The 16,876-nt window shown below is 46.8% G+C and carries 15 protein-coding genes; all 15 read left to right on the top strand.

Annotated features, from left to right (window positions below; genetic code table 11):
• Positions 1-18 precede the first annotated feature (18 nt).
• The 15 genes from M1E06_RS12370 (at position 19) to yfmH (ending at position 16,843) form a co-directional block, all read left to right on the top strand.
• The gene (locus M1E06_RS12370) at positions 19-1,248 is read left to right on the top strand and encodes a M16 family metallopeptidase (RefSeq protein WP_025811414.1); all 1,230 of its coding nucleotides are present in this window, start codon (positions 19-21) and stop codon (positions 1,246-1,248) included.
• Positions 1,249-1,332: 84 nt separating this feature from the next.
• On the top strand, positions 1,333-1,593 hold the full coding sequence (locus M1E06_RS12365) for a YlmC/YmxH family sporulation protein (RefSeq protein WP_003181887.1): 261 nt from the start codon (positions 1,333-1,335) through the stop codon (positions 1,591-1,593).
• A 143-nt stretch (positions 1,594-1,736) separates the two neighbouring features.
• Complete coding sequence (gene dpaA / locus M1E06_RS12360; RefSeq protein ID WP_020451439.1) at positions 1,737-2,636, top strand: dipicolinic acid synthetase subunit A; 900 nt, start codon at positions 1,737-1,739, stop codon at positions 2,634-2,636.
• A complete protein-coding gene (gene dpaB, locus M1E06_RS12355; RefSeq protein ID WP_025811418.1) occupies positions 2,633-3,226 on the top strand; it encodes a dipicolinate synthase subunit B in 594 nt (197 codons plus the stop codon). The genes dpaA and dpaB overlap by 4 nt, the downstream gene beginning before the upstream one ends.
• Positions 3,227-3,352: 126 nt before the next feature.
• Complete coding sequence (gene asd / locus M1E06_RS12350) at positions 3,353-4,393, top strand: aspartate-semialdehyde dehydrogenase (protein WP_020451441.1); 1,041 nt, start codon at positions 3,353-3,355, stop codon at positions 4,391-4,393.
• A gap of 90 nt (positions 4,394-4,483) precedes the next feature.
• A complete protein-coding gene (gene dapG / locus M1E06_RS12345; protein ID WP_020451442.1) occupies positions 4,484-5,698 on the top strand; it encodes an aspartate kinase in 1,215 nt (404 codons plus the stop codon).
• A gap of 30 nt (positions 5,699-5,728) precedes the next feature.
• Positions 5,729-6,598, top strand: a complete 870-nt coding sequence (gene dapA, locus M1E06_RS12340) for a 4-hydroxy-tetrahydrodipicolinate synthase (RefSeq protein ID WP_020451443.1) — start codon at positions 5,729-5,731, stop codon at positions 6,596-6,598.
• Between the two features lie 147 nt (positions 6,599-6,745).
• The gene (gene rnjB / locus M1E06_RS12335) at positions 6,746-8,410 is read left to right on the top strand and encodes a ribonuclease J2 (RefSeq protein ID WP_020451444.1); all 1,665 of its coding nucleotides are present in this window, start codon (positions 6,746-6,748) and stop codon (positions 8,408-8,410) included.
• A 102-nt stretch (positions 8,411-8,512) separates the two neighbouring features.
• Positions 8,513-9,259: a ClpP family protease gene (locus tag M1E06_RS12330; protein ID WP_020451445.1), complete on the top strand. Its 747-nt coding sequence runs from the start codon at positions 8,513-8,515 to the stop codon at positions 9,257-9,259.
• Complete coding sequence (locus tag M1E06_RS12325; protein WP_003181904.1) at positions 9,256-9,471, top strand: YlzJ-like family protein; 216 nt, start codon at positions 9,256-9,258, stop codon at positions 9,469-9,471. The genes M1E06_RS12330 and M1E06_RS12325 overlap by 4 nt, the downstream gene beginning before the upstream one ends.
• Positions 9,472-9,590: 119 nt before the next feature.
• The gene (locus M1E06_RS12320) at positions 9,591-11,939 is read left to right on the top strand and encodes a DNA translocase FtsK (protein WP_079289129.1); all 2,349 of its coding nucleotides are present in this window, start codon (positions 9,591-9,593) and stop codon (positions 11,937-11,939) included.
• A gap of 132 nt (positions 11,940-12,071) precedes the next feature.
• The gene (locus tag M1E06_RS12315) at positions 12,072-12,797 is read left to right on the top strand and encodes a GntR family transcriptional regulator (protein WP_020451447.1); all 726 of its coding nucleotides are present in this window, start codon (positions 12,072-12,074) and stop codon (positions 12,795-12,797) included.
• Between the two features lie 137 nt (positions 12,798-12,934).
• A complete protein-coding gene (locus M1E06_RS12310; protein WP_031305147.1) occupies positions 12,935-14,140 on the top strand; it encodes an MFS transporter in 1,206 nt (401 codons plus the stop codon).
• Positions 14,141-14,279: 139 nt separating this feature from the next.
• Positions 14,280-15,560 carry an EF-P 5-aminopentanol modification-associated protein YfmF gene (gene yfmF, locus M1E06_RS12305; RefSeq protein ID WP_216904281.1) on the top strand — a complete coding sequence of 427 codons (1,281 nt, stop codon included), beginning with the start codon at positions 14,280-14,282 and terminating at the stop codon, positions 15,558-15,560.
• Positions 15,557-16,843, top strand: coding sequence for an EF-P 5-aminopentanol modification-associated protein YfmH (gene yfmH / locus M1E06_RS12300; RefSeq protein WP_035338738.1), 1,287 nt, complete (start codon positions 15,557-15,559; stop codon positions 16,841-16,843). The genes yfmF and yfmH overlap by 4 nt, the downstream gene beginning before the upstream one ends.
• Positions 16,844-16,876 lie beyond the last annotated feature (33 nt).

Below are 16,876 nucleotides of genomic sequence, written 5' to 3'. Positions count from 1 at the left end.
TGAATAGGAGGAACAAATTTGATTAAACGGTATACTTGTCAAAATGGGGTAAGAATCGTATTCGAAAACAATCCCACTGTCCGGTCTGTGGCCATCGGAGTTTGGATTGGAACCGGATCAAGACATGAAACACCTGAAATTAACGGTATTTCGCACTTTCTTGAGCACATGTTTTTCAAAGGGACTAAAACGCGCACTGCAAGGGACATCGCAGAGTCTTTCGACAGAATCGGCGGACAGGTCAACGCGTTTACCTCAAAGGAATATACGTGCTATTACGCCAAAGTTCTCGATGAGCATGCAAGCTATGCTCTGGAAGTGCTTTCTGACATGTTCTTTCATTCATCATTTGACGAGGAAGAATTGAAAAAAGAAAAAAACGTCGTCTATGAAGAGATTAAAATGTATGAGGACACGCCTGACGACATCGTCCACGATCTCTTGAGCAAAGCGTCATTCGGCAGCCATTCCCTCGGTTATCCGATCCTCGGCACAGAGGAGACGCTTGCTGAATTTGACGGAGATTCGCTCAGAAAATATATGGACGAATATTACACGCCTGACCGCGTCGTCATTTCGATAGCCGGAAATGTGCCGGAAGCTTTTATAAAAGAAGCTGAAAAGCACTTTGGCTCATATGAAGCCAAAGGCAAAAGAACCGGCATGACAAAACCGGATTTTCATCATGAGAAAATGACGCGCAAAAAAGAAACCGAACAGGCTCACCTCTGTCTCGGCTTTAACGGGCTGGAAGCAGGTCACCCGGAAATCTACGATTTGATCGTTCTCAATAATATTTTGGGAGGGAGCATGAGCAGCCGCCTCTTTCAGGATGTCCGGGAAGATAAAGGTCTTGCATATTCCGTGTTCAGCTACCACACTTCCTATGAAGACAGCGGCATGATGACGATCTACGCCGGAACCGGCGCAAATCAGCTTCAGCTTCTGTCAGAAACGATTCATGAAACACTGCGTGTGCTGAAAAGCGACGGAATTACACCGAAAGAGCTTGAAAACAGCAAAGAGCAAATGAAAGGCAGCCTGATGCTCAGTCTCGAAAGCACAAACAGCAAAATGAGCCGCAACGGCAAAAATGAGCTTTTGCTCGGCAAACACCGGACGCTTGATGAAATCATCGAAAAGTTGAATGCCGTCAGCCTTGAGCGTGTGAACAATCTTGCCAACCGGATTTTCACCGATGATTACTCGTCTGCATTGATCAGCCCGTCGGGTGAGCTGCCGAAATAATACCTCGTTAAAACATGCTTGTCTTTTTAGGCAGGCATGTTTTTTGTTATCGGTTCATACATCATAACAAAAGGGGGTTTTTTCATGAGGCTGAGTGAGCTTTCGGGAAAAGAAATCGTCGATGTTAAGCGGGCTGAACGGCTTGGCGTACTGGGGCAGACGGATCTTGAGATCAATGAGCAGGACGGACAGATTACCGCTCTTATTATCCCTTCTGTAAAATGGTTCGGACTTGGCAGAAAACAGGGGAATGACATCAAGGTGCCCTGGTCGCAAATTCAAAAAATCGGATCGGATATGATCATTTTGGATGTGCCGGAAAGCAGCGTGACAAAAGAAGAATAAGCAAGCCTAGAACACCCGCCCGTCCCTTGGGGCGGGCTTTTTGTTTTTCTGGATTTCAATTCACCGCTATTTCCTTTTTGTCATATGATGAAATTAGCTTATGAATTAGATCCTTGTCAAAAAAGAAGGTGAATGTTAGAGCCATGTTAACCGGATTAACGATTGCAATCATCGGCGGCGATGCAAGGCAGCTCGAGATCATCCGCAAGCTGACGGAACAGGATGCAAAGGTCTTTTTAATCGGTTTTGACCAGCTTGATCACGGGTTTACCGGAGCTACAAAACTAAAGCTGAACGAACTCGACTTTGGCACAATAGACAGCATTATTCTGCCTGTATCAGGCACATCGATGGAAGGAACGGTTGCGACTGTTTTTTCCAATGAAAAAGTGGTGTTAAAACAGGAACATTTAGAAAAAACTCCGCCTCACTGTGCGATTTATTCAGGGATTTCAAACCAGTATTTAGACGGCATGGCCAAAGGGGCAAACCGCCGTCTTGTCAAGCTCTTTGAAAGAGACGATATTGCGATTTACAACTCGATACCTACAGTCGAAGGTGCCATTATGATGGCCATACAGCATACAGACTTTACGATTCACGGCTCGAATGTGATGGTTCTCGGGCTCGGGCGGACGGGAATGAGCATCAGCCGGTCGTTCTCGGCGCTCGGAGCACGCGTAAAAGTCGGAGCGCGCGACTCCGCCCACCTCGCCAGAATCTTGGAGATGGGCCTCACTCCTTTCCACACAAACGAACTTGCAGAGCATGTTGAAAATATCGACATTTGCATCAATACCATTCCAAGCCTGATTCTCGATAAACACGTCCTCTCACGAATGACACCCAGAACATTAATTCTCGATTTAGCAACCCGTCCCGGAGGCACCGATTTTGATTTTGCTGAAAAGCAAGGCATTAAAGCGCTGCTTGCTCCGGGACTCCCCGGGATCGTCGCGCCTAAAACGGCGGGACAGATTATTGCCAATGTTTTGTGCAACCTTTTGTCTGAATTAACAACCGACCGAAAGGGGCTGTCATAATGTCGATCAAAGGAAAAAGAATCGGATTTGGTCTGACGGGTTCACATTGCACGTATGATGCTGTATTTCCGCAAATCGAAGCGCTGATCAACAATGGAGCTGAAGTGAGACCGGTCGTCACACATACTGTCAAGTCGACGGACACACGCTTTGGAGAAGGAGAAGAATGGGTCAGGAGAATAGAGGAACTAACTGGATTTAAAGTCATTGATTCCATTCCGAAAGCGGAGCCTCTCGGACCGAAAACTCCGCTGGACTGCATGGTTGTTGCGCCACTGACGGGAAATTCGATGAGCAAGCTCGCAAACGCCCAGACGGACAGTCCGGTTCTCATGGCGGCCAAGGCGACGATGAGAAACTCCCGTCCCGTCGTCCTCGGTATTTCAACGAATGATGCGCTCGGCTTGAACGGCGTCAACTTGATGAGGCTGATGGCGGCAAAAAACGTTTACTTTATTCCGTTCGGCCAGGATGATCCTTATAAAAAGCCGAATTCGCTTGTCGCCAAAATGGATCTTTTAGTGCCGGCGGTCGAAGAAGCGCTCTCCCATAAACAAATGCAGCCTATCCTGGTCCACAGTGATCAATAAATCTTTTGAAAATAAAGTTGTAACAAAAAATATCAATCACCACGGCACACATCTATGTTAAAATAAAATGTAAAATGCATAGTCAACCAATCGTTTACGACGATTAAGGTGGAAGGAGTTTTACAATTGGGCAGAGGATTACATGTAGCAGTAGTTGGTGCGACAGGCGCTGTAGGACAGCAAATGTTAAAAACACTAGAAGACAGGAATTTTGAACTGGATAAACTGACTTTATTATCCTCAAAACGTTCAGCAGGTACGAAGCAGACTTTCAAAGGCAAAGAGTACACTGTAGAAGAAGCTCGTCCAGAGAGCTTTGAAGGCGTCAACATCGCGCTTTTCAGCGCTGGGGGAAGCGTTTCGCAGGCGCTTGCTCACGAGGCTGTCAAACGCGGGGCGATCGTTATTGATAATACGAGCGCGTTCCGAATGGACCAAAACACTCCGCTCGTCGTACCTGAGGTCAATGAGGCAGATTTGCACAAGCACAACGGCATTATTGCAAATCCGAACTGTTCAACAATCCAGATGGTTGTTGCGCTCGAACCGATCCGCAAGGCTTTCGGTTTAAACAAAATCATCGTGTCGACTTATCAGGCGGTGTCGGGAGCCGGAAATGAAGCGGTAAAAGAGCTCTACGGGCAAACCGAAGCCATTTTGAACGACAAACCGTTCGAGCCTGAGATCATGCCGGTGAAGAGTGATGAAAAACACTACCAAATCGCATTTAACGCTATTCCTCAAATCGATAAATTCCAGGAAAACGGCTTTACGTTTGAGGAAATGAAAATGATAAATGAAACGAAAAAAATCATGCACATGCCTGAGCTTCAAGTTTCAGCCACATGTGTCAGACTGCCGGTTGCAACAGGGCATTCAGAATCCGTCTACATCGAAACAGACCGTGATGATGTGACAGCAGAAGATATTAAAAATCTGTTAAAAGAAGCTCCAGGCGTCGTTCTGCAGGATGATCCGGCTGAACAGGTCTATCCGATGCCTGCAGATGCAGTAGGAAAAAGAGACGTGTTTGTCGGCCGGGTGAGAAAAGACCTTGACCGCCCGAACGGTTTCCATCTGTGGATCGTTTCCGACAACCTGCTGAAAGGCGCAGCATGGAATTCCGTACAAATCGCAGAAAGCCTAAAAGCTTTAAATTTAGTTTAAGATTTCTAACGGGATGTGAGAAGAGAGTGAGGCAAAAATGAAAGCCTGCTCTCTTCTGTTACGTCCGAAATCAACTTGGAGTGAAATAAAGTGAAAATCATCGTTCAAAAATTCGGCGGAACGTCTGTAAAAGATGACCGCGGCAGAAAGCTTGCCTTAAGCCATATTCAGGAAGCGGTCAATGAAGGATACAAAGCGGTTGTCGTCGTATCGGCCATGGGCCGGAAAGGCGATCCGTATGCGACTGATTCATTGCTTGATCTGCTTTACGGCGGACAGGATACGATTACCGAGCGCGAGCAGGATATGCTTTTATCATGCGGAGAAACGATTTCCTCTGTTGTGTTCGCCAGCATGCTTTTGGAAAACGGGATTAAAGCAGCTGCTTTAACCGGTGCGCAAGCGGGCTTTTTAACGGACAACAACCATACGAATGCAAAGATTCTCGAAATGAAGCCGGAGCGGCTTGTCAGCATGCTGGCCGACCATGATGCGGTTGTCGTCGCAGGCTTCCAAGGCGCGACTGCAAAAGGGGACATTACAACGATCGGCCGCGGCGGAAGCGATACATCGGCCGCTGCGCTCGGCGCGGCGCTGGACGCGGAATTTATCGATATTTATACAGATGTCGAAGGCGTCATGACCGCTGATCCGCGCATCGTTGAAAAAGCGAAGCCGCTGCCTGTGATTACCTATACGGAAATCTGTAATTTAGCCTATCAGGGGGCCAAGGTGATCCACCCGAGAGCCGTTGAAATCGCAATGCAGGCGAAAGTGCCGATCCGCGTGCGTTCAACCTATTCAAACGAGACGGGCACGCTCGTCACAAGCCATCACAACTCAAAAGCCGGAAGCGACGTTTTTGAGCGTCTTATCACTGGCATCGCCCATGTGAAAGACGTGACACAGTTTAAAGTCCCGGCAAAAGAAGGACAATATAACGTACAGACTGAAGTGTTTAAAGCGATGGCGAATGCCGGCATCAGCGTCGATTTCTTCAATATTACACCAAGTGAAATTGTCTACACGGTGGCTGGAAACATGACCGACCGCGCCTCTGGCATCCTGAAAGAATTGGGCTATGAACCGGCCGTGACAAGAAATTGCGCGAAAGTGTCAGCAGTTGGCGCGGGAATTATGGGCGTTCCGGGCGTTACCTCAAAAATCGTTACCGCTTTATCAGAAAAAGGCATTCCGATCTTGCAGTCTGCTGACAGCCATACGACGATATGGGTGCTCGTGCACGAGAAAAATATGGCGACGGCCGTGAATGCGTTGCATGAAGTGTTTGAACTGTCAAAATAAATATGATTGAATCATGATGAGGTGAAAAAAATGAATTTCGGAAATATCGCAACCGCAATGGTTACGCCCTTTGACAAAAATGAAAATATCGATTTTCAAAAACTGTCAAAGCTGATCGATTATTTAATAAACAATGGGACGGATTCCCTGGTGGTTGCCGGAACAACCGGAGAATCGCCGACGCTTTCCGAAGAAGAAAAGGTAGCGCTCATTCAATATTCCGTCAAGGAAGCGGCAGGCCGCGTCCCGATCATCGCCGGCACGGGAAGCAACAACACGAAAGCGTCGATCAAGCTGACGAAAAAAGCTGAAGAAGCCGGCGCTGACGCCGTCATGCTCGTCACTCCGTACTACAACAAGCCTTCTCAGGAAGGCATGTACCGCCATTTCAGAGCGATTGCGGAGGAAACGTCACTGCCTGTCATGCTTTATAATGTACCGGGAAGAACGGCTGCTTCGCTCGCACCGGAAACGACGATCCGCCTTGCGGAGATCCCGAATATCATTGCGATTAAAGAAGCGAGCGGCGACTTAGATGCGATTACAAAAATCGTAGCTGAAACCCCTGAGGACTTTGCCGTTTATTCAGGAGATGACAGCCTGACACTGCCGGCCTTGTCCGTAGGAGCGAGAGGAATCGTTTCCGTTGCATCACATATCATCGGACCGGAAATGCAGGAAATGATCAAACATTATACAGAGGGGAACACGGCTCAAGCTGCTTTGATCCACCAAAAGCTGCTTCCGCTGATGAAAGGGCTTTTTGCCGCACCGAATCCGTCTCCATTAAAGACGGCTCTTCAGCTGAAGGGTCTTGATGTCGGGTCCGTCCGGCTCCCTTTGATTCCGCTAAATGAAGATGAACGACTCCGTTTAAGCAGCCTGATGAACGGCCTGTAAAAAACAATACGGACGAAAACGGTCATTCTCTTTTGGAGGGGATGACCGTTTGTCATATACATAATGGTTCTTGTTTTCTAAATTTAGATTCAGGTATAATAGGGACAAGTGATGATGGACGGGTACTTAGATTAGGAGGATTACAATTTGAAAAAAAATACAGAAAATATTAGAATTATCGCCTTAGGAGGCGTCGGAGAGATCGGAAAAAACCTTTATGTCATTGAAATTGATTCTGACATATTCGTGGTTGACGCCGGTCTCATGCATCCAGAAAATGAAATGCTGGGTATCGATGTGGTCATTCCTGACATTTCATATTTAATTGAACGATCTGACCGCGTAAAGGCGATTTTTCTCACACACGGGCATGAGGAAAACATCGGCGGCGTATTTTACTGCCTGAACAAACTTTCTGTGCCTGTTTACGGAACGAAGCTGACGCTCGCCCTTTTAAAGGAAACGCTGAAGCAGTACGGTGTAAACAAAAAGCCCGATTTAAGAGAAATTCATTCAAAATCCGTTATTACATTTGAATCGACAAAGGTGTCATTCTTTAAAACAAATCACAGCATTCCGGATTCCGTCGGTGTCAGCTTTAAAACATCCCTCGGGTCCATCGTGTGCACTGGCGATTTTAAATTTGACCAGACACCTGTTTTAAACCAGACAAGCGACATCGGCGAAATTGCCAAAATCGGCAACAGCGGTGTGCTGTGCCTGCTTTCCGACAGTGCCAATGCTGAGAAACCGGGCTATACGCCTTCAGAAGCAGTCGTCGGCGGAGAGATATCCGATGTAATGTACAATGCCGAAAACCGCGTCATTATTGCCGTGTTCGCGTCTAACTTTAACCGGATTCAGCAGGTCATTGATGCCGCGCTCCAAAACGGCAGGAAGCTTGCGGTTTCAGGAAAAAATATTTCGACGATACTCCAGCTGGCGATGAAGCTCGGGTATGTCACGGCAGATGAAGATCTGTTCATCCCTGTCCAAGAAGTTAAAAAGTATCCGAAAAGAGAAGTCGCGATTTTGACAGGGGACAACCATGGAGAGCCGCTCGCCGCATTGACCAGGATCGCAAAACAAGGGCATAAGCAGCTCGACATTGAGAAAGGGGATACCGTCCTGATCGCATCCTCCCCTATTCCGGGTCAGGAGCTTGTCTACTCCAAAGCGGTCGACCTCTTAACAAGAGCGGGCGCGCAGGTCGTTTTCGCCCAAAAACGCGTCCATGTATCAGGCCATGGCTGTCAGGAAGAACTGAAGCTGATGCTCAACCTGCTGAAGCCGAAGTATTTAATCCCCGTAAACGGTGAATACAGAATGCAAAAAGCGCATTCCAAGCTTGCCGAAGAAATCGGTATGAAACGGAGCGACATTTTCCTGATTGAAAAAGGAGACGTCGTGGAATTCCGCGGACAAAACGTGAAAATCGGCGATAAAGTGCATTCAGGCAATATTTTGATCGATGGACTCGGTGTCGGCGACATCGGCAATATCGTGCTCAGAGACCGCCGTCTTCTGTCCCAGGACGGAATCTTAATCGTTGTGATTACCCTTGATAAAAAGAAAAAACATCTTGTATCAGGACCCGAAATTATCACGAGAGGTTTTGTCTATGTCAGAGAATCTGAACAGCTGATCGTTGAAGCGACGGAACTTGTCAGGGAACTCGTCAACGAAAGCACAGAAAACGCCGTCGTCGAATGGTCCGCCTTAAAACAGGCGATGCGTGACGCACTAAACCAGTTCCTATACGAAAAAACGAAACGAAAACCAATGATCATTCCAATCATCATGGAAGTATAAAACCAAGAGATTTCTCTTGGTTTTTTTTCATGCCTTTTGCGTTGAATGAAAAAAACGCCATTGTCCATAATACAAAAGAAACTCGAGAAAGAGGTGAGCCAGATGGACTCAAACCGGATACAAAACGGGGACAGCCAGGGGGAGCAGCCGGCTAAGCCGGACGCAAAAGACAGTCTCGTCAACAAAATCCAGCAGCTCGGCGAAACGACACTCCCGCAAATGGGTCAGGATACCAACATTCACTGTCTGACCATTATCGGGCAAATTGAAGGTCACGTACAGCTTCCTCCCCAAAATAAAACAACAAAATATGAACACGTGATTCCCCAGATCGTTGCAGTAGAGCAGAATCCTAAAATCGAAGGGCTGCTCATCATCTTAAACACGGTCGGAGGAGACGTTGAAGCGGGTCTTGCGATTGCGGAAATGCTGGCGTCTCTGTCAAAGCCGACGGTCTCTATCGTGCTGGGCGGCGGACATTCAATCGGAGTTCCAATTGCGGTGTCCTGCGACCACAGCTATATCGCTGAAACAGCGACGATGACGATCCATCCGGTCAGACTGACAGGGCTTGTCATCGGTGTGCCGCAGACATTTGAGTATCTCGATAAAATGCAGGAAAGGGTCATCAATTTCGTGACAAGTCATTCGAACATATCGGAAGACAAATTTAAAGAACTGATGTTTTCAAAAGGCAATTTGACCCGCGATATCGGGACGAATGTCGTAGGAAACGATGCCGTGAAATACGGATTAATCGATGAAACCGGCGGAGTCGGACAGGCGATTCAAAAGCTGAATGAATTAATCGAACAAAACAAAGGCGCCCAGGAAGGGATGATCCAATGATTCTGTATACGACAATGCCGCAGGAAATCGTGTTCGCAGGGCAGGCGGAAAACTCGAACTTAAAACAGATCGATGTCAACGGCGTGCCCCTTTTAGTCGAAATGAACGGAGAGGAAGCAAGAGTCGTCCAAGTTCTCAGCACGAACCCGATGGATTTTTTAAAACAAGAAACAGCACCTGGGCAGACGCTTAAACTGACATTTTATAAATAGCTGAAGTGTCGCAAGGATAAATATGCTATAATAGGGGAATCCAGAGGAAAATCGCAGCCGAAAAAAGGCTGCTTTCTCTTTGTTTTTACATTTTTTAACACGCAGTAAGGTGATGGAACATGGCAAAAAGAAAACGAAAATCAACAAAGAAACAAAAACAAGGAAAAAAACGGATTCATCTTAAATTTGAATTGTACGGATTAATCTGTATCGCCATCTCGATTATTGCGGTTTTGCAGCTTGGCGTAGCAGGGCAAACGTTCATTTACATGTTCCGCTTTTTCGCCGGTGAATGGTTCATCCTTTGCTTTCTCGGCCTTTTTTTAACGGGTGTGTCTTTATTTTGGAAGAAGAAAACACCCAGTTTTTTAACAAGGAGAAAAGCGGGCCTTTACTGCATCATCGCAAGCATGCTGCTTCTTTCCCATGTCCAGCTGTTTCAGCATTTGACCGAAAGGGGAATCGTTCAGTCTCCGAGCGTAATCCAAAATACGTGGGAGCTGTTTCTGATGGATGTAAAAGGCGAGACAGGATCACCTGATCTTGGAGGCGGAATGATTGGAGCCGTTTTATTTGCGGCGTCATACTTTCTGTTTGCATCTGCAGGGTCTAAAATCATCGCCTTCTTCCTGATCTTGATCGGCCTTCTTTTGATTACGGACCGTTCGTTGCAGGAGACGCTGATCAAATGGATGACCCCGGTCGCCTCCTTCATTAAAAACCAGTGGCAGGCCTTTTTAGCAGACATTAAACAATTGAAAAGCAGCTCGCCCAAAAAGAAATCAGGAAAAAAACAAAAGGCGCAGAGAAAACCGAAAGTGTCTGAAGAGCCTGTACAAGATGCGGAGCTTGATCCAGATCCGGTGATTCAGTCAGAACCGATTATTTCAAGCTTTTCCGACCGTGATGAAAAACCCGAAGTTCAAGCGTACGAAGCTCAGGCGCCTGCCCCTGCCGAGCATTCTCCTGAGCCTGAAGCCGGTGAGGACATGCAGGCTACAGGCGCGCCCGAGATCACGTTCACAGAGCTTGAAAACAAGGATTATCAGCTTCCGTCGATTCAATTGCTGGATGAGCCGAAGCACACAGGGCAGCAGGCGGATAAAAAGAATATTTACGACAATGCCAGGAAGCTGGAAAAGACGTTTCAAAGCTTCGGAGTTAAGGCGAAAGTCACCCAGGTTCATCTCGGCCCGGCCGTAACGAAATATGAAGTCTATCCTGATGTGGGCGTCAAAGTCAGCAAAATTGTCAATTTAAGTGATGACTTGGCTCTTGCGCTCGCGGCCAAAGATATCCGCATCGAAGCCCCGATTCCCGGAAAATCGGCGATTGGAATCGAAGTCCCGAATGCGGAAGTCGCGATGGTTTCCTTGAAAGAAGTGCTCGAATCGAAACTGAATGACCGGCCGGATGCAAAGCTGATGATCGGACTCGGCCGGAACATTTCCGGAGAAGCTGTATTGGCAGAGCTGAACAAAATGCCCCATCTTCTTGTTGCAGGAGCGACAGGAAGCGGGAAAAGCGTCTGTGTCAACGGGATTATTACAAGCATTTTGATGAGGGCAAAGCCCCACGAAGTGAAGATGATGATGATCGACCCGAAAATGGTCGAGCTCAACGTCTACAACGGGATTCCGCATTTGCTCGCGCCCGTCGTGACAGATCCGAAAAAAGCATCGCAGGCTTTGAAGAAAGTCGTCAACGAAATGGAGCGGCGCTACGAATTGTTTTCTCACACGGGAACGAGAAATATCGAAGGGTATAACGACTATATTAAACGAATGAATGCCGCAGAAGAAGCAAAGCAGCCGGAGCTGCCATACATCATTGTGATCGTGGACGAGCTTGCCGACCTGATGATGGTCGCTTCCTCTGATGTGGAAGACTCGATCACAAGGCTTTCGCAAATGGCAAGGGCGGCGGGAATCCATCTGATCATCGCGACGCAGCGGCCTTCGGTCGATGTTATTACAGGGGTTATTAAAGCCAATATTCCGTCAAGGATCGCTTTCAGCGTATCGTCGCAGACCGACTCCAGAACGATTCTTGATATGGGAGGCGCTGAAAAACTTCTCGGCAGAGGGGACATGCTGTTCCTGCCTGTCGGCGCCAACAAACCGCTCCGCGTCCAAGGGGCCTTCCTGTCAGATGAAGAAGTTGAAAAAGTTGTCGATCACGTCATCACCCAGCAAAAAGCCCAATACCAAGAAGAAATGATTCCAGAAGAGACGCAGGAAACGGTCAGCGAAGTGACAGACGATCTTTACGACGAAGCGGTTGCGCTTGTCGTCAGCATGCAGACGGCGTCCGTGTCCATGCTGCAAAGGAGATTCCGCATCGGCTACACAAGAGCGGCGCGGCTTATCGATGCCATGGAAGAGCGGGGAATCGTCGGCCCTTATGAAGGTTCAAAGCCCCGTGAAGTCCTCTTGTCAAAAGAGCAATACGAAGAACTCTCTTCTTAAGAAGAGAGTTCTTGTTTTACATAATTTTATTATGTAAACTGGAAAACGTCTATTTATTTATTTGACAAAACATGATATAGTTATCCTCAATTAAAGGTAATTTGAATCTGATCTGTCAGACGGAGGGAAAACATGTCGATAAAAGCTGACAATCAACGGTTATGTTTAAAAGTGATTGATCGGATAAAAGATGATATTCAAAATGGGGTCTTTTGCGAGAATGAACGGCTCCCGTCTGAGTTTGAGCTGTCAAAGATGCTTGGTGTGAGCAGAACGGCTTTGCGTGAAGCGCTTAGAATGCTGGAAGAAGAAAACGTCATCATCAGAAGGCACGGAGTCGGATGCTTTGTAAATGCCAGGCCGTTATTTCTATCTGGTATTGAGCAGCTGAACAGCGTCACAAAAATGATCGAGCAGGCAAGCATGACGCCGGGAACCATTTTTATGTCTTCACAGGTTACCGCTCCTACCGAAGAAGATATGCTCCGGTTTCAATATGCGGAAGAAACCGAGATCTTTTTGCTTGAGCGGGTGAGAACGGCAAATGGAATGCCTGTTGTCTACTGTCTTGATAAAATACCTGTGGATATCCTCCCGGAAGGCTTTTCACACGAGCAGGAATCGATGTTTGAATGGCTTGAGGACAAATCCGGCGCCGTGATCAGCTATGCTGTTGCCGATATTGTGCCGATCGGGTATCACGACACCATTTCTCAAATTCTCGAATGCGATCCTGAAACATCTTTGCTGCTGCTCAAACAGACTCATTATGACCAAAACGATAAGCCCGTTTTATATTCTTTAAACTATTTTCGGGCCGATAAATTCAGATTTCACGTCGTCAGAAAACGTTTTTGATATACGGGCGCTCGATTAGGAGCGGCTGTTTTTTTTTGCCCATTAGCGCCCATACATAAATAAGCCCGCATCACGGAACAATAACAGATGGAAATACTGATGAATTGGGTGAAAAAAAGTTGAGCATAAAAAAAGACATGAAAAGCATTGTTGCGCTGTCTTCGGTCCCGCTTGTGATGACGCTAGGCAATTCGATGCTGATTCCGGTTTTGCCGATGATCGAAAAAAAATTAAACATTTCTTCGTTCCAAGTGTCGCTGATCATCACGGTTTACTCTATCGTGGCGATTTTATGCATCCCGATTACCGGCTATATGTCAGACCGGTTCGGAAGAAAAAAGATCATGCTCCCATGTCTTGTAATCGCGGGAGCTGGAGGAGCTTTGGCAGGTTTGGCTTCAACTTTTTTCGAAGATCCGTTTGCGATGATTTTAGCCGGGCGCGTCCTTCAAGGTATCGGATCAGCCGGCGCAGCCCCGATCGTCATGCCGTTTATCGGCGATCTTTTTCAAAAAGATGAAGAAATCAGCGCGGGACTCGGAGATATAGAGACGGCCAATACTGCCGGTAAAGTATTAAGCCCGATATTAGGGGCTTTTTTAGCATCTTGGGTTTGGTACATGCCATTTTGGTTTATTCCGGTCGTGTCTCTTGCCAGCTTTTTTCTCGTCTTGTTCTTTGTTCCCAAACCGAAGGACAAAGATGATGAAAAGCAAACATTAAAAAATTTCGCAAAAAACGTACAGGAGATATTTAAACGGGAAGGACGATGGCTTGTTTCCATTTTTGTCATCGGCGGGATCATTATGTTTCTTTTATTCGGAGTTCTCTTCTACCTGTCGGATACATTGGAGAAGCAGCATCAAATTGACGGGATTGCAAAAGGAGCGCTTCTCAGCATTCCGCTGCTTTTCCTTTCCGTCAGCTCCTACCTTGCCGGAAAGCTGATCGGAAACGACAAAATCAGAATGAAGGCCTGCGTACTGACCGGCATGGTCCTGCTGTCTCTGTCGTTTGCCGGTTTGTGGTGGAACCACAGCTTTTACCCGCTGTTTTTATTTATGTCCATCGGCGGCATCGGGATCGGAATTGCACTCCCTTCTTTGGATGCGCTGATTACCGAGGGAATTGAAAAAGAAGAACGCGGCACGATATCTTCGTTTTACAACAGTATGCGGTTTATCGGGGTTGCGCTCGGACCGCCGGTTTTCGCCTATATGATGACAAATGCGGATTGGCTGATATTCATCGTATCGCTTTTGTGCGGTTTAGCCGCCTTAGCGCTTGTGCTGTTTAATATCGACCCGAAAGAAGACGAAAGTGAAGCGGCAAAGACGGTGTAAATCTGCACCGTCTTTTTCATAAGGTTTTTAGTTTCCTTAAATCTCCTCCAGTTGATATAATTACAACCATACAGTCCAAGCGCATATGCTGAAATGTGGTCATAATACATAATATAAACAAGGACGAAGGAGGTTCTATATGACATACCTTAACGAAATAAAAAGAAAGCACCGCGGATTGACAAGCCACATCGTCAAAACGGAAAAATTCAAAACCGTCTCGATTATTTTTAAAATGCTTGCTCCTTTAACAAAGGAAGATGTGACAGAGAGGGCGCTTTTTCCGCATGTGCTTTTGCGGGGAACGGGCACCCGCCCCAAAACTTCAGAACTCAGAATGTATCTTGATGAACTTTACGGCACTTCCGTATCATGCGATCTCTCCAAAAAAGGGGAAATGCATGTCATTACATTCAGGCTCGATATCGCAAACGAAAAATTTTTAAAGGATCAGACACCGCTTCTGGAAAAAGGGCTCGAGCTTTTGTCAGAGATCATTTTTTCGCCGGCGCTTGAAGACGGAGCTTTTCTGCCGCTGTACGTGTCTCAGGAAAAACGCACACTAAAGCAAAGAATACAGGCGGTATATAACGACAAAATGCGCTATTCAAATTTGAGGCTGATTCAGGTGATGTGCAAAGATGAGCCATACGCGCTTCACGTCAACGGAGAGCTTGATGATGTGGACGACATCACGCCTCAAAGCCTGTATGAAGCTTATCAAAAAGCGGTCACAGAAGACCAGCTCGACATTTACGTCGTTGGGGATGTGGATGAACAGCAGGTGGATTCGTACATTTCCAAATACTTCGAAGTAAACGAGCGGGAGCTGAGACCCGTTCCCAAGCTTGAGCAAATCCGCGCAAAGGAGCCTCAGGAAGTCGTCGAGGATGCGGATGTCAAGCAAGGCAAGCTGAACATGGGATTTCGGACGGGAACGTATTTTACGGATGATGATTATCCGGCGCTTCAGCTGTTTAACGGTTTGTTTGGCGGATTTTCACATTCAAAGCTGTTTATTAATGTCAGGGAAAAGGCCAGCCTTGCCTATTATGCGGCTTCCAGAATCGAAAGCTTTAAAGGGCTGATGATGGTGATGTCGGGGATTGAAGTCGGCAATTATCAAAAAGCCGTCGACATCATCAAGGAGCAGTTCCAGGAAATGAAAAAAGGCAGCTTTACAGAAGAAGCGATCGACCAGACGAAAGCGGTCATTAAAAACCAGATTCTTGAAACGCTTGATACACCGTACGGCTTAGTCGAATTTATTTATCAGCAGGCTGCCGCCCAAACCGAATTTTCTCTTGAAGACTGGCTTGGACGAATCGACAACGTCAGAAAAGCCGAGATTATCGAAGTCGGGAAGAAAATCGATTTGGATACAACGTACTTTCTCAAAGGGACGGAGGGAGCATCTTGACGAAAACGATCGAATTTAAACAGCTGAAGGAAACATTATATTACGAAAAAATGCCTGGCGGCCTCGATGTCTATGTTCTTCCGAAAGAAGGATTTAACAAGACATATGCGGTCTTTACAACAAAATACGGATCGATTGACAATCAGTTTGTCCCGCTTGGAAAAGAAGAAATGGTCCGTGTGCCTGACGGAATCGCACACTTTTTGGAGCATAAGCTCTTCGAAAAAGAAGACGGCGATGTTTTTCAGCAATTCAGCAGGCAGGGAGCTTCGGCAAATGCGTTTACCTCCTTTACCAGAACGGCCTACCTGTTTTCGAGCACGTCCAACGTGGAAGAAAACTTGGAAACGCTCGTCGATTTTGTGCAGGACCCTTACTTTACGGAAAAAACGGTTGAGAAGGAAAAAGGCATCATCGGGCAGGAAATCAACATGTATGACGACAACCCAGACTGGCGTCTGTTTTTCGGCTTGATCGAAAACATGTACCAGGAGCATCCTGTCCGGATTGATATCGCAGGCACGATCGAAAGCATCTCGCATATTACAAAAGACCTTTTGTACGAATGCTATGAGACGTTCTATCACCCGAGCAATATGCTGCTGTTTGTCGTTGGTCCGGTCGATCCCGAAGCGATCATCCGCCAGGTCCGCGAAAATCAGCAGAAAAAGCCGTATACAGACCAGCCTGAAATCGTTCGCAAAGAAGTTGAAGAGCCTGGAGCAGTATTCAAAAAAGAACAGGAAATTAAAATGAATGTTCAAAGCTCAAAATGTCTCGTCGGTTTAAAAAGCGCTCATCCGATGAATACGGGAGAAGCCCTGCTGAAGCATGAGCTGACCATCAACCTCATTCTCGAGTGCCTGTTCGGCAAAAGCTCCAGCGATTATGAAAGAATTTATGAAAAAGGATATATCGATGAGACATTCAGCTATGACTATACTGAAGAACACGGATTTGGTTTCGTCTCTGTCGGCGGCGATACGCCTGAGCCCGACAAGCTTGCCGAGGAGCTGAAACAAGTGCTGTTCAAGGCGAAAGAAACGATCACAGCCGAAAAGCTGGAGCTGGCTAGAAAGAAAAAAATCGGCAATTTCTTAAAATCGATGAATTCGCCTGAGTATATCGCCAACCAGTTTACACGGTACGCTTTTCTGGAGACGAGTCTGTTTGATATCGTCACTGTACTCGAATCGATTACGCTTGAGGACGTTCACCGCGTCATTCAGGAAGAAATCGAAGAAGACAGAATCACCGTCTGCAAAGTCGTTCCAAAATCATAAAGCAAGGTCTGAAAGTTCAGCGTGTCAGGAGAT

The organism is Bacillus sp. AK124 (assembly GCF_053903085.1).
This window is presented reverse-complemented; position numbering and strand designations above follow the sequence as displayed.

Bases quoted from the DNA above. Each gene is read 5' to 3' on its own strand.
- M1E06_RS12365 (WP_003181887.1), top strand. From the start codon at position 1,333: ATGAGGCTGAGTGAGCTTTCGGGAAAAGAAATCGTCGATGTTAAGCGG.
- dpaA (WP_020451439.1), top strand. From the start codon at position 1,737: ATGTTAACCGGATTAACGATTGCAATCATCGGCGGCGATGCAAGGCAG.
- dapA (WP_020451443.1), top strand. From the start codon at position 5,729: ATGAATTTCGGAAATATCGCAACCGCAATGGTTACGCCCTTTGACAAA.
- M1E06_RS12330 (WP_020451445.1), top strand. From the start codon at position 8,513: ATGGACTCAAACCGGATACAAAACGGGGACAGCCAGGGGGAGCAGCCG.
- M1E06_RS12325 (WP_003181904.1), top strand. From the start codon at position 9,256: ATGATTCTGTATACGACAATGCCGCAGGAAATCGTGTTCGCAGGGCAG.
- M1E06_RS12320 (WP_079289129.1), top strand. From the start codon at position 9,591: ATGGCAAAAAGAAAACGAAAATCAACAAAGAAACAAAAACAAGGAAAA.
- M1E06_RS12315 (WP_020451447.1), top strand. From the start codon at position 12,072: ATGTCGATAAAAGCTGACAATCAACGGTTATGTTTAAAAGTGATTGAT.
- M1E06_RS12310 (WP_031305147.1), top strand. From the start codon at position 12,935: ATGAAAAGCATTGTTGCGCTGTCTTCGGTCCCGCTTGTGATGACGCTA.
- yfmF (WP_216904281.1), top strand. From the start codon at position 14,280: ATGACATACCTTAACGAAATAAAAAGAAAGCACCGCGGATTGACAAGC.